Annotated in this window: 13 protein-coding genes; 10 read left to right on the top strand and 3 right to left on the bottom strand. The window is 63.4% G+C overall.

The annotated features are described in order from the left end of the window. Positions 1–13 precede the first annotated feature (13 nt). The 8 genes from G4D79_RS19930 to G4D79_RS19895 all read left to right on the top strand — a co-directional run bounded on the left by G4D79_RS19930 (position 14) and on the right by G4D79_RS19895 (position 8725). Positions 14–604, top strand: coding sequence for a DUF6676 family protein (locus tag G4D79_RS19930; protein WP_070162284.1), 591 nt, complete (start codon positions 14–16; stop codon positions 602–604). A 451-nt stretch (positions 605–1055) separates the two neighbouring features. Continuing rightward, positions 1056–2603 (top strand): NlpC/P60 family protein, encoded by a 1548-nt coding sequence (locus G4D79_RS19925; RefSeq protein WP_003944866.1) that lies wholly within the window; start codon positions 1056–1058, stop codon positions 2601–2603. A gap of 150 nt (positions 2604–2753) precedes the next feature. After that, complete coding sequence (locus G4D79_RS19920; RefSeq protein ID WP_003944917.1) at positions 2754–3950, top strand: MoxR family ATPase; 1197 nt, start codon at positions 2754–2756, stop codon at positions 3948–3950. Then, positions 3947–4939 (top strand): DUF58 domain-containing protein, encoded by a 993-nt coding sequence (locus G4D79_RS19915; RefSeq protein WP_003944991.1) that lies wholly within the window; start codon positions 3947–3949, stop codon positions 4937–4939. Before G4D79_RS19920 ends, G4D79_RS19915 begins: the two co-directional genes overlap by 4 nt. After that, positions 4936–5916, top strand: coding sequence for a VWA domain-containing protein (locus G4D79_RS19910; RefSeq protein WP_003944878.1), 981 nt, complete (start codon positions 4936–4938; stop codon positions 5914–5916). Before G4D79_RS19915 ends, G4D79_RS19910 begins: the two co-directional genes overlap by 4 nt. 70 nt (positions 5917–5986) lie before the next feature. Then, positions 5987–6736: a 3-oxoacyl-ACP reductase FabG1 gene (gene fabG1 / locus G4D79_RS19905; protein ID WP_081557866.1), complete on the top strand. Its 750-nt coding sequence runs from the start codon at positions 5987–5989 to the stop codon at positions 6734–6736. Positions 6737–6790: 54 nt separating this feature from the next. Beyond that, positions 6791–7588: an NADH-dependent enoyl-ACP reductase InhA gene (inhA, locus tag G4D79_RS19900; protein ID WP_214514296.1), complete on the top strand. Its 798-nt coding sequence runs from the start codon at positions 6791–6793 to the stop codon at positions 7586–7588. Positions 7589–7672: 84 nt separating this feature from the next. Then, a complete protein-coding gene (locus G4D79_RS19895; protein ID WP_047270404.1) occupies positions 7673–8725 on the top strand; it encodes a ferrochelatase in 1053 nt (350 codons plus the stop codon). An 11-nt stretch (positions 8726–8736) separates the two neighbouring features. Here G4D79_RS19895 and G4D79_RS19890 read toward each other — a convergent pair whose 3' ends face one another. Together G4D79_RS19890 and G4D79_RS19885 are read right to left on the bottom strand one after the other, a co-directional pair. Next, complete coding sequence (locus G4D79_RS19890) at positions 8737–9345, bottom strand: transcriptional regulator (protein ID WP_007727873.1); 609 nt, start codon at positions 9343–9345, stop codon at positions 8737–8739. A 106-nt stretch (positions 9346–9451) separates the two neighbouring features. Continuing rightward, positions 9452–9793 carry a metallopeptidase family protein gene (locus G4D79_RS19885; RefSeq protein ID WP_003944783.1) on the bottom strand — a complete coding sequence of 114 codons (342 nt, stop codon included), beginning with the start codon at positions 9791–9793 and terminating at the stop codon, positions 9452–9454. 77 nt (positions 9794–9870) lie between these two features. On the opposite strand from G4D79_RS19885, the gene G4D79_RS19880 reads away from it, so the two are divergent. Both G4D79_RS19880 and G4D79_RS19875 read left to right on the top strand, forming a co-directional pair. Next, positions 9871–10362, top strand: coding sequence for a hypothetical protein (locus G4D79_RS19880; protein ID WP_003944993.1), 492 nt, complete (start codon positions 9871–9873; stop codon positions 10360–10362). 154 nt (positions 10363–10516) lie between these two features. Then, positions 10517–12310 carry an enoyl-CoA hydratase-related protein gene (locus tag G4D79_RS19875; RefSeq protein ID WP_214514295.1) on the top strand — a complete coding sequence of 598 codons (1794 nt, stop codon included), beginning with the start codon at positions 10517–10519 and terminating at the stop codon, positions 12308–12310. Here the strand turns inward: G4D79_RS19875 and G4D79_RS19870 are convergent. Next, positions 12300–13091 carry a hypothetical protein gene (locus G4D79_RS19870; protein ID WP_064688208.1) on the bottom strand — a complete coding sequence of 264 codons (792 nt, stop codon included), beginning with the start codon at positions 13089–13091 and terminating at the stop codon, positions 12300–12302. The genes G4D79_RS19875 and G4D79_RS19870 overlap by 11 nt on opposite strands. Positions 13092–13135 lie beyond the last annotated feature (44 nt).

The raw sequence follows: 13135 nt of genomic DNA, 5'->3' as shown, positions 1-13135 counted from the left end.
ACCCGGATGAGAGATGTCTGCTCCTACAAATCACGCTTTTGCGCCTGTGCACGTGAAGTCCCCGTTGCACGTCGCTGTTCCGTCGGACGTCGATCTCGACGACGTGCTCGCGGACATTTCGACGGACGGCGTCTCCGCCCCCGCGGATGATGTTGCGGGGCTGACCGCGGTGGTGACCGACGCTCGTGAACGTGGTGTCGACTTGAGCGTCGTAGTAGTCGACGCAAATCCGGGCCGGCCGTCCGATCTTCGAGACCTGGCCACGACGGTCGGCAAAACAGAAGGCGGAACGGTTCTCGTTCTGAGCCCTGACTGGATGGGTAGCTACAGCGATTCGATCAGTCGAGTGCAGCTCGAAACTGCACAGGACCGATCTTTCGGCGAAAGCGCAAGCGTGACCGCGGACCGCTTCTCGCACGAGATCGTGGCGCCAGGTCCGCCGTGGACGCTTTACACGGTCCTTGTCATCGCAGTGGTGGCGGTTATTGCCGGAATTACCTTTGCCGTCAAGTGGCGGCGAGAGCCAGAAAACGCGCAAACCAGACATATCGCTTCGCCTTCGGAAACACCAGCACCATCCGACCACCGGGCCGATTCCGTCTGACCTTGGTCCTCTTGCGAGATTTTCAGTAACTCGTCGAAAACAGGTACTCACCGCTGTTTGCGGTGAGTACCTGCCCTTTTTGGTGCCTGCATGCCATTCGACCAGCTCAAATACCGTTTGTGTTATTTGTGGCTAAAGTTTCCAAAGAGCGCTTGAGTGTCGTACGGTACAACTGGCACTTTTTGGGGAAGAAGTGTCGCAGACAGGCTGATGTTGTTCGACGCGTACTTGTCGGTTGCCTCGTTCTCGAGGTGTCGACGGTGGCGTTCGTACGGCACGTCCAGGTCGACGAGCAGCTCTCGGGCTGTGGGCGACCGGTGCTTGGTCTGCGCATTCCCTCCCCGCACGGATCGGCGACCCAGCGGGCCGTGGCGTTACACGCGAGGGAGAGTTATTTGTGAGGCAAGTAACACGTGGCGGCGAGTCCCGTCGTGGTCCTTCCCGTAAATCGATGCGCCTGGCGCAACTGGTCATCGGATTCGGCGTCGTCGGATCCCTGATCGTCGGGACGCCGGCCATGTCCTCGGCCGTACCGCCACCGCCGCCGAATCCGAGTGACTCGGATATCGCCGCGGCAGATTCGCAGGTCTCGTCGAGCGTCGGCACCGTCAGCGCGCTCATCAATCAAGTCGCATCGGCAAACGAACAGTTGTCGGCACTCGACAACGAAGTTGCGATCAAGCGTGAAGACGTCAACAAGACTCTCGTGGATCTGCAGAACGCTCGCGGCGCCGCAGACTCCGCAGCGCAGGCCGTCGGAGTCACGAAACAAGCTCTGAAGGACGCGTCGGCGCAGATCGAGGTCGCTCAGACGGACTTCGACAAGTACGCACGCTCGAGCTACGTCAAGGGCACCAATACTGCGTCGATCTCGTCGTTCCTCGACGCCAAGGGTCCTGGCGACGTTCTCGACCGCGCCCAGGTCCTCAAGCTTCTCGCCAATACGCAGAGTGCAGTGCTCGACGGTCTCCAGCGAGCACGTACCGAGCAGGCGAACAAGGATTCCGCGACCCGCCAGGCCAAGCAGCAGGCCGATGCCGCCGCCGAGGTCGCCGCGCAGCTGAAGGATCTGGCGGAGCAGGCGATTCAGATCGCGCGCAACGCTCTCGATCAGCAGGTAGCCAAGAAGGCCGCGATCGAAGCCGAGCGCAACTCTGCCCAGGCTCAGCTCGACGCCGCCCGCAACGCCGTCGCCGGCTTGCAGGGTCAACGCCAGGCATACGCGACCTGGGACGAACAGCGCCGTGCCGAGGAAGCGCATCAGAAGGCTCTCGAAGCCGCTGCCAAGGAAGCGGCCGCTCAGGCCGCCGCCCGTGCCGCAGCCGACCAGGCAGCCAAGGATCGAGCTGCCGCACTGGCAGCGGCCCAGCGTCCGCACACCGCGGTCGAAGACCCGACTCCGACCGTCATCCCGGACGACGACGACACCTGGACTGACGAAGAAACAGGGACCGACGAGGAAACAGGCACGGACGAAGAGACCGGCACCGACGAGGAAACGGTCACGACGCCCAAGCCCACCACCCCGAAGCCGACGACGCCGAAACCCACCACTCCGAAGCCTTCCGTTACCGGAAGCGCTGCAATCGAATCCGTCATCGACCGCGGAATGTCTCAGCTAGGCGTGCAGTATGCCTGGGGCGGCGGCGACGAGAACGGTCCGACGCGAGGCATCCGTGACGGCGGCGTCGCTGACAGTTACGGCGACTTCAACAAGGTCGGGTTCGACTGCTCCGGCTTGATGATTTATGCCTTTGCCGGCATCGGGATCTCGCTGCCGCACTACACCGGCTATCAGTACACCGCAGGCACTCAGGTTCCGTCTTCGGAGATGAAGCGCGGCGACATGATCTTCTACGGCCCCAACGCCAGCCAACACGTGGCGCTCTACCTCGGTAACGGTCAGATGCTCGAGGCACCACAATCCGGTTCGAGTGTCATGGTCTCACCGGTTCGGTGGGGTGGAATGACGCCGTACGCCGTCCGACTGGTGTCCTGACCGTCAGAGGAAATGCCGCTGACACCCGCATTGTCAGGGAAGTATCAAGTTCCCGACGTGGTGTTACGGCATCGAGCGCAACTACCTGGAATAGTTGACGGGGAACACGTTACTGTCGGTACTTTTCTAGGTGAAAGCGATGGATTCTTGGTGACCTCACGTGAAGATTCGGTCGGAACGGTCGACGTAAGCAAGGCGAGTGGAAGTGCGGACGGAGCAGCACCTTCCCTGGCAGCCGACGTTCAGACCTTGGAACGAGCGATTTACGAGGTCAAGCGAGTCATCGTCGGGCAGGACCGGCTTGTCGAGCGCATTCTCGTCGGACTTCTCGCCAAGGGGCACGTCCTCCTCGAAGGCGTACCCGGTGTCGCCAAGACGCTGGCCGTCGAGACTTTCGCGAAGGTCGTCGGCGGTTCGTTCTCCCGCGTCCAGTTCACCCCGGACTTGGTGCCCACCGACCTGATCGGCACGCGCATCTACCGTCAGGGCCGCGAGGAGTTCGACACCGAACTCGGCCCCGTCGTCGCCAACTTCGTGTTGGCCGACGAGATCAACCGTGCCCCGGCCAAGGTGCAGTCCGCGCTCCTCGAGGTGATGGCAGAACGCCACGTCTCGATCGGTGGCAAGCGGTACCACATGCCCGATCCGTTCCTGGTGATGGCGACGCAGAACCCCATCGAGAACGAGGGTGTCTATCCGCTCCCCGAGGCGCAGCGCGACCGCTTCCTGTTCAAGATCCTCGTCGATTACCCGACAGTGGAGGAAGAACGCGAAATCGTCTACCGGATGGGCGTGGCAGCGCCGGAGCCGCACCAGATCCTCGGTCCGGAGGAGTTGGTCAGGCTCCAACGCGTCGCCAGCAACGTCTTCGTTCACCACGCGCTCGTCGATTACGTTGTCCGGGTCATCGCCGCCACGCGTACGCCGCGTGAGGTCGGACTCGAGGACGTCGCCGGCTGGATCGCGTACGGCGCCTCACCCCGCGCGACGCTCGGCATCATCGCCGCGTCGCGAGCTCTCGCTCTCGTCCGCGGGCGCGACTACGTAGTGCCGCAGGACGTCATCGAGGTGATCCCGGACGTGTTGCGTCACCGCCTCGTTCTTTCCTACGACGCCATGGCCGACGAGGTGACTCCCGACGCCGTCATCGCCCGGGTGCTGCAGACCGTCGGACTGCCGCAGATCGCCGCGCGGCCGGTTCCTACCGTTCCCGGACCGCCCCAGCAGGGCGCACCGCAAGCACCGCAGTTCAACGCACCGGGCACAGCTAATCCGCAGGGCACAGCTAATCCGCAGGGCAACGGCGCGCCGATCGCGACCGCTGAGACGATGAGTCGCCCGCAGTGACCGAAGGCCGCGACGGTGGCCAGGCGACACCCGCCGGATCCACCGGTTCTCCGCCGTCGTTCCGATCCGGCGAGCTCAGCGACCCCAAACTCACCGCTGCGCTGCGCACCCTCGAGCTGACGGTTCGCCGTCGCCTCGACGGTGTGCTGCACGGCGATCATCTCGGCCTGATTCCCGGTCCGGGTTCGGAGCCGGGAGATGCCCGCGAGTATCAGCCGGGCGACGACGTGCGGCAGATGGACTGGTCCGTCACCGCACGGACGACGCACCCACACGTGCGTCAGTCGGTCGCAGATCGTGAGCTCGAGACGTGGCTCGTCATCGACTTGTCCGCAAGTCTCGACTTCGGGACCGCCGGATGCGAGAAGCGCGACCTGGTCGTCGCCGCAGCCGCGGCCATCACTCACCTGACCAGTTCGGGCGGTAACCGCGTCGGCGCCATCATCTCGACCGGCGCACAGACAACTCGAATTCCGGCCCGCGGTGGGCGAATTCACGCACAGGCGATGCTCCGCAAGATCGCGACGACTCCGCACGCGCCGGACGGGGTACGCGGTGATCTGGTCGGCGCGATCGAAGCGCTCAGACGCCCACAGCGTCGGCGCGGACTCGCGGTGGTCATCAGTGACTTCCTCGGACCGATCGACTGGGAACGCTCGCTGCGCGCCATTTCAGGACGGCACGACGTGCTCGGTGTCGAAGTGGTCGATCCGCGAGACCTCGAACTGCCCGACGTGGGCGACGTGGTGCTCCACGATCCCGAGTCCGGCCGGACCAGAGAATTCACCACGACGCCGCAATTGCGCGCCGACTTCGCCAGAGTCGCCGCCGAGCACCGCGTCGAGGTCAGGCAAGCTCTACGTCGTTGCGGCGCACCGCTCATGTCCCTGCACACCGATCGGGACTGGATTGCCGACGTCGTGAGATTCATCTCGGCACGCCGACACAGTTATGGTGCCGGCGCCGGAACTGGGGGCGTTCGTTCGTGAGTCTTTCTCAATTCACCGCACCGTGGTGGCTGCTGTTCCTCGCTGTCATCGCCGCGTTGGTGGTCGGTTACGTACTCGTGCAGAAGCAGCGGGCCAAGCACACACTTCGGTTCACGAACTTTGCGCTACTGGAGAAGGTCGCGCCTTCGCGGCCCGGGCGGTGGCGTCATATTCCGGCGATTCTGATGGTCATCGCATTGGTGTTCTTCACCGTCGCCCTTGCCGGTCCGACGGCAGACAAGAAGGTCCCGCGAAACCGTGCCACGGTGATCCTCGTGATCGACGTGTCGCTGTCGATGCAGGCCACCGACGTCGAGCCGACGCGATTGGCAGCAGCGCAGGAAGCTGCCAAGTCGTTCGCCGACGGTCTGACTCCCGGCATCAACCTCGGGTTGGTCGCATTTGCCGGAACGGCTTCGGTTCTGGTGTCGCCCACCACGAATCGTGACGCGACGAAGGTCGCCATCGACAACCTCAAGCTCAGTGAGCGAACGGCGACGGGCGAAGCGATCTTCACCTCGTTGCAGTCGATCGACACGCTGTCGGCTGTTCTCGGCGGCAGCGACCAGGCGCCACCGGCGCGCATCGTGTTGCTGTCCGACGGTAAGCAGACCGTTCCCGAGAACTCGGACGATCCGCGGGGCGGATTCACCGCTGCCCGTCAGGCCAAGGACAAGGGCGTTCCGATCTCGACCATTTCCTTCGGAACGACATACGGGCGAGTCGAGATCGAAGGAGACCGAATCCCCGTCCCGGTCGACGACGCGTCATTGAAGGAGATCGCCAACCTTTCCGGCGGAAGTTTCTTCACGGCATCGAGCCTCGAAGAACTGCGCCAGGTGTACGACACGCTCGAAGAGCAGATCGGTTTCGAGACGACACGAGGAGACGCGAGTCGACCGTGGTTGGTCCTCGGCGTCGTGTTCGCGACCGCTGGTCTGACGATTGCCCTGGTACGCAGGCAGCGTCTGCCCTGATCGAGAGCAGTTCCGAATTGTCCAAATACCGCTGGTACGCGGCCCGCAGAGAATTGATAGGTTGATCGCCATGTCTACCCCTCCCACGACAGTGGTTTCCGAACGGACCGTCACCACACCTCGCTCGGTGCTCGTCACCGGCGGTAACCGCGGAATCGGCTTGGCCGTCGCTCAGCGGCTCGCCGCAGACGGCCACAAGGTAGCCGTCACGCACCGCGGTTCCGGTGTCCCCGAAGGGTTGTTCGGCGTCGTGTGCGACGTCACCGACACCCAGTCGATCGACCGTGCGTTCAAAGAGGTCGAAGCGCACCAGGGGCCGGTCGAGGTCATCGTCGCCAATGCCGGCGTCACCGACGACACACTGATCATGCGAATGAGCGAAGAGCAGTTCACGAGCGTCGTCGACGCGAACCTCACCGGTACGTTCCGCCTCTCGAAGCGTGCGACCCGGTCGATGCTGCGCGCGCGTTTCGGACGGTTCATCTTCCTCGGCTCTGTGGTGGGTCTGGCAGGACAAGCCGGCCAGGTCAACTACGCCGCGTCCAAAGCAGGCATCGTCGGTATCGCTCGTTCCCTGACAAGGGAACTCGGCTCACGTTCGATCACCGCCAACGTCGTCGCTCCCGGGTTCATCGAGACCGACATGACGGCAGCACTGGGCGACGACGTCAAGGACAAGGCCACCGAGTTCATCCCGTTGCAGCGGACCGGAAAGCCGGAAGATGTTGCAGCAGTTGTCAGTTTCCTCGCCTCCGACGATTCGGCCTACGTCTCGGGTGCGGTCATCCCCGTCGACGGTGGACTCGGCATGGGGCACTGACCCGCTTTTCGTACACACACCTTTCTCGTACGTCTGAAATCAGGAGGACATCTCATGGGCGGCTTGCTCGAGGGTAAGACCATTCTTGTCACCGGCATCATCACCGATTCGTCGATCGCGTTCCACGTGGCCAAGGTCGCGCAGGAGCAGGGCGCGAAGGTACTGATCACCGGATTCGATCGTCTGCGCCTCATCGACCGCATCGCCCAGCGCCTGCCGCAGCCCGTGCCGTCGGCAATCTCGCTCAACGTCCAGAGCTCGGAGGATCTCGCCTCTCTCGCCGAGCGTGTGCGCGAGCTGGCTCCCGAGGGTATCGACGGCGTCGTCCACTCGATCGGCTTCGCTCCCCGCTCCTGCCTGGGAAGCCCGTTCATGGACGCGCCGTGGGAAGACGTGGCGGTCGCACTCGAGGTGTCCGCCTACTCGTACAGCGCACTGGCCAAGGCCTTGCTGCCGGTGCTCAACGACAACGCGTCCATCGTCGGAATGGACTTCGATCCGGCACGCGCAATGCCCTTCTACAACTGGATGGGTGTCTCCAAGGCAACCCTCGAGGCCGTCAATCGGTACGTGGCCAAAGAGGTCGGCGTCCGCGGCATCCGCTCGAACCTGGTGTCCTCCGGCCCGATCAAGACCCTGGCCGCCAAGGCCATTGCCGGCGACAGCACCGGTCCGGGCGCGGAGTTGGACAAGCTGAACACCGCATGGGACGGTGCTGCGCCCATCGGCTGGGACGTCGACGATCGCGAGCCGGTCGCCAAAACGGTCTGCACCGTTCTCTCGGATTGGTTGCCCGGCACGACCGCGTCGATCATCTACGTCGACGGCGGCTTCCACGCGATGGTCGGCTAGTAGCACCCCTTCTACTACGCAGGTGAGTACCCGGGTGACTCCCGCCGAACGGCATCGCGCAAGATTGAACTCATGACCGTAAGTATGGACATGCAGTTCGATGCTCTTCTCGTTTTGTCGTTCGGCGGTCCCGAAAAACCCGAAGACGTACGGCCGTTCCTCGAAAACGTCACGCGCGGTAGGGGAGTGCCACCGGAGCGGCTCGACGCCGTTGTCGAGCACTACATGCATTTCGGTGGAGTTTCGCCCATCAACGCGCTCAACCGAGACCTGATCGAACGGGTCGAAGGTGAGCTGGCAGCAGCCGGCGTGGATTTGCCCGTGTACTTCGGCAACCGCAACTGGCACCCGATGGTCGAAGACACCGTTGCCAAGATGCGCGAGGACGGTGTCCGCAACGCCGCCGTGTTCGCCACGTCGGCGTGGGGTGGTTACTCCGGATGTCGGCAGTACCACGAGGACATCGCCCGTGCCCGTGAGGCGGTCGGTGACGGCGCACCGACGCTGACAAAACTTCGCCAGTACTACGACCATCCGCTGGTCGTCGGCGCGTTCGCCGACGGTGTGCGCGCGGCCCGCGCAGAGTTGCCCGAAGCGACTCGCGATACTGCGCGCCTGGTGTTCACCGCGCATTCGGTACCGAGTGCCGCAGACCGCAATGCAGGGCCGCCGGCAGAGGGCGGAAACCTCTACAGTCGACAGGTCGCCGAGGCCGCGAAGTTGGTTGCCGAGGCCGTCGGCGCCGAGGATTTCGATCTGGTGTGGCAGTCGCGATCAGGCCCGCCGCAGGTTCCGTGGCTGGACCCCGACATCTGTGATCACCTGGATACGTTGTCCGCCAAGGATGTTCGCGCCGTGATCGTGTGCCCCGTCGGTTTCGTCTCCGATCACCTCGAAGTGGTGTGGGACCTGGACACCGAGGCCAAGGACAAGGCAGCCGAACTCGGGATGGATTTCGTTCGGGCAGCAACGCCCGGCCGCGATCAGCGTTTCGCGCAGCTGGTGCCCACGCTCGTTCGGGAACTGGCCGAGGCCGAGCAGCCACTGCGACTGGGGGTCGAGCCGCTGCTCGGCTCGACCACCAACGGTCTCTCGTGTGCGGTCAATTGCTGCGCGGCCGTTCAGCGCCCCCGCTGACGGTCCGGCGCTCAGGTGTTCGGATGCTTGAGCTTTCCGCAGGGCCCGGGAACGGTGGACGTGCTGCGCGAGGTGAGGAGCGTCTCGACGATCTGTCGATCCTCGGGGCTCAGTGACGGGTCGATGTAGTTGAGTTCGGGCGCGCCCAGTTCGCGGACTCGCCCGGCGAGGGTCGCGACAAACGAGACGCGTTCTTCGTCGTCGTCGTTGACGTCGTGGATCTGCAGCACCGACACCGGAAACTTGCGCAGCGTCACAGGCAGGAAGCGGGCGCCGAGCACATGGTCGACGTTGAATCCCGCCCACTGCCCCTGGTTGGCCTCCACGCATTCGGCATCGGAGTGAATTGCGCTCTCGCCGATGTACTTACGTGCGGGCAGCATCTTCTTGGGGGCAAGTTCGGATGCGCCCTGCTGAAGGACGGGAAAGTCGCCGTCCGAGTACAACCAAGGCTGGTTGGCCATCTTGATCAACCGACCGGCGTCCAGATCCGGGAGATAGCGAGACTTGAGGAGAAACGCGACGCTGTCGACCGAGATGCCCAGCAGTTCTGCGGCCTTCTGTCGGCTCATCGCGAACGTCGGGGCATTCTTCGGGGCGATCTGGATCAAATTGACCATGCGAACTCCTGTAAGTGTTCAATTGTTGCGGGCTTGGTACAGCTGACATGACAATTCGCCGATTATCAACCTCTAGCTGATTTCCGACTTGTAGATGAGTCGGTTGTCACCATCCGAGTTCACGCAACCGGGGATCTCCGATCCCGAAGTGGTGGCCGATTTCGTGGATCACGGTTCGGCGAACTTGCTCGATCACCTCGTCTTCGGTGCTGCAGATCGCACAGATGGCCCTGCGGTAGATCGTGATGCGATCGGGAAGGACGCCGGCGTACGTGGTGGTTCTCTTGGTCAGTGGGATGCCCTGATACAGCCCGAGTAGCCCCGGTCGTCCACCTTCGAGTTGAACGGTCACTGCGACATTGGCCATCTCCGCACCCAATTTCGGTGGCAGGCTGTCGAGCGCCCGCTTGACCATGTCCTCGAACTGGCTGTCGTCCACGTCGATCATCTGCCCATTGTGCGTGCGGGGGCGGGACCCGGGTGTGTCCATGTGGAAACAGTGCAGCTTACGGCTATGTTCATTGCGTGGCCGAAGACCTCTATCACCGTTACGAATTCACATTCATCGTTCAGATGCTGACAGTCTCGCAAGAGCAGGCGATCGAAGAGAGCTTGGGCGGAAGGGTCGAGGACCGACGCGGGCTGCAGCTGCTGACGCTCACCTCGGAAGGTATGCGAGCGGCGACAACGGCTATCACAGTGGTGGACCAGTTGGTGGCTGCAGGCGTGCGTCCCCAGCGGACACATCCCGATCTGGTGTCACGTCAGGACATTGCCGACCGCGCGGGGGTGACGCGGCAAGCTGTCGGGCAGTGGGTGCGAGGGGTCCGGCAGGCTGCTACGCCTTTCCCGATTCCGTACAACTCGGTTGCCGGGGGGATCTGGTTCTGGGGCGACGTCCTGGATTGGTTGCGCCGTCAGGGGTACAGCCAGGACACCGGTTTGCGCTACCCGACGCTGGATGAACATATTCGCATCGACCGCCATATCGCGATCAATCACAAGACTGTGGGTTGATCGATCAAACGGTTTGCTTGAAAATAGCTATTGAAACAAACCGACGGTAGGTATAAAGTCCCTAAATATCTCAATCAATCTATCGGTGCGTCGGTCCTGCTCTGGGGGGAGTCTGGTCTGCGCTGCAGATACCCGAGCATGCGAGCAGGAATTCATGGTTTCGACCCCCGAAGTACGACCGATGCCCAAATCGGCCGCGCTCACGACTTCTGTGGCTATTTCCAGCGATGTAGCAACGGCTAAGCTACGTGAAGGTGTATCGGGCAGGGGCCGTCTGCGAGCGGCGACGGCGGCGCTGTTCCGGCGCTCACGCCCACGTACGACCTTCGCGCCACCGTTGAGCGTGCTTCTTCTCGTCACCTCCGACAACGGTCTCTCGCAGCGGGCCGGTCTTGTTCTTCGCGAGGCGGGACACCAAGTCCGTACAGCCGTCGTCGCCGACGCGGACGCAGTGCTGGCCGCGACTTCTTCGGGAGATTTTGACCTCGTCATCTGCCCGTTTTTGAAAGCCTATGTCCCGGAATCTGTTTGGCAGCGGTGGACAACGATCATCATCCATCCCGGCCCGCCCGGAGATCGCGGGCCGTCGTCGCTGGACTGGGCGATAACGGATGGCGAACCGATCTGGGGTGTCACGGCATTGCAGGCCGCTGAGGAACTCGACGCCGGGCCGGTGTGGGCCTGGCGGACGTTCGAACTCCGGAACGGGGCAACCAAATCCTCGGTATACAACGAGGAAGTCACCGACGCGGCGATGGAGTGCATTACGGAGGTCGTCGAACATTTCCGTACTCCTGACTTCCAGGCGATCCCATCGGACCGAGTTGCGCGGCCCGTGGCATCGGCCCGATCGAGGCCCAGCATGAAACAGGCCGATCGCGTTTTCAGCTGGGAGGAAGACGCGTCGAGCATCGTCCGCGCCGTCAACGCCGCCGACGGGTTTCCCGGCGTCGCCGTTCAGTTGGGGCTCGACCGGGTCTACGTCTACGACGCTCACCTCGATACCCACGTCGATGCAGCGCCCGGCACCATCGTCGAGTACTTCCACCAGGCAATACGTGTTGCCACCGGTGCGGGCTCCGTTTGGATCGGACATGCGCGGCTCGTCGGCGCCGGCAATGTCAAACTTCCGTCGACCGCGGTCGTACGTCCGGACGTGTTCGTTCCACAGGTCTGGGAGAGTCGTTACCCCGAGACCGACTATCACCGCGACGGCGAAATCGCATATCTCTCGTTCCGCTTCTACAACGGTGCGATGAGTACGAAGCAATGCGCGCGACTGACCTCCAGGCTCCGCTGGGCGATCGCGCAGGACACCAAGATTCTTGTCCTGACGGGTGACTACGACAGATTCAGCAACGGTATCCACCTCAACGTCATCGAGGCCGCGTCGGATCAAGCCGGAGAAGCGTGGGCCAACATCAAAGCCATCAACGAGATCGCGAAAGCGATCGTCACCTGTACGGAACAGGTTGTGGTGGCGGCATTCACAGGCAACGCCGGTGCCGGCGGGGTCATGCTCCCGCTTGGAGCCGACGTAGTCGTGGCCAGGGACGGTGTGGTTCTCAATCCTCATTACGCCACGATGGGCCTGTTCGGCTCGGAACTGCACACGTACACACTTCCGGCTCGGGTCGGCGAGGAGCAGGCCCGCAGTCTGCTGGCCGAGTGCAGTGCGATCGGCATCCGTCGAGCCTTGGAGATCGGACTTGTCGACGCGATCGGCCCCAGGCGGCCGGATCTGTTCGAGGCGTGGTTGCGCGAGGTCGCCACCGACTTGCTCGAAGGAGATCGGCTGGAATCGATGCTGGAGCGCAAACGTCTTCGACTGGAACGTGATCCGGTGGAGCCCTACGAGGAGCGTGAGCTCGAAGAGATGAAGATCGACATGTTCGGTGACCGCAACGGGTTTGCCGAGAAACGCCGGAACTTCGTGCTCAAGCTCTGATCGACACGCTGTTCGCCGCCGCGACACGGGCAGTGCGAACAACGTCCCACAGTCGTCGCAGCAGGTCGTCACGCCTCTGCGCAGTGGACACGCTCGGGGCCTGATTGGTCGATATCGACGCAGCCACGGTGAGAATGGCTGCCACGTTGTCGGCGGTGTCGATCACCTGTAAATGCCGAGGTGACAGTGTCGACGGCCAGCGGTGTCCGGCCTGGGCCTGCAGGGCTTCGGCGACCAGCGTACGAGCGTCGTTTCCAGGCATTCCGGTGGCTACGGTCGGAAGCCCGCCGAGCACCTCGGCTGCGTCCCGAACAGCTTGGCGCAGTTCGTATTCGGCTTCGCGGAGTCCGATCGATTCGGCGCTGCCCGCCACAGTGGGAATGGAGAAGACCGTCCATCGCAGGACGTCCGGGCCTTCCTTCGACGGCACGAGTCCGACTCCCGGCTTGCCGACGGCGCCGATCTGTAACCCTTCACCCGTTGCGATCGCAGCGCGCGCGAACTCGGTCCCGGTGGGCAGACCACGTACATCACCGGCCGTAGGAAGGACCAGGCGGACCTCGGCAGCCTCCGAGCGCGCGATTCTGAGCAGGGTGGGCACACCGGAAGCCGTGACTCCCGGCCATTCGAGATCGTGGCGGACCGCGGTTTCCGCATCGGCGGCGCCGATCAGGTGCATGGGTGCCCACGCGGCAAGGGCGTCGATGACGTCGTCCGGCGCAGCGTCGCCGGCGAGCCATGACGCTGCCCACACGGTGAGGGTTGCGCTGGGAGAACTCATGACCGTGAAGTTTAGTTCGGCGTGGCGACATGCGCGGCCCCGGC

The sequence above is a fragment of the Rhodococcus sp. WY5 genome (assembly GCF_018588185.1).
GTDB lineage: Bacteria > Actinomycetota > Actinomycetes > Mycobacteriales > Mycobacteriaceae > Rhodococcus_F > Rhodococcus_F qingshengii.
The sequence above is the reverse complement of the archived record's forward strand: the minus strand, read 5'-3'. Positions and strand labels throughout refer to the sequence as shown.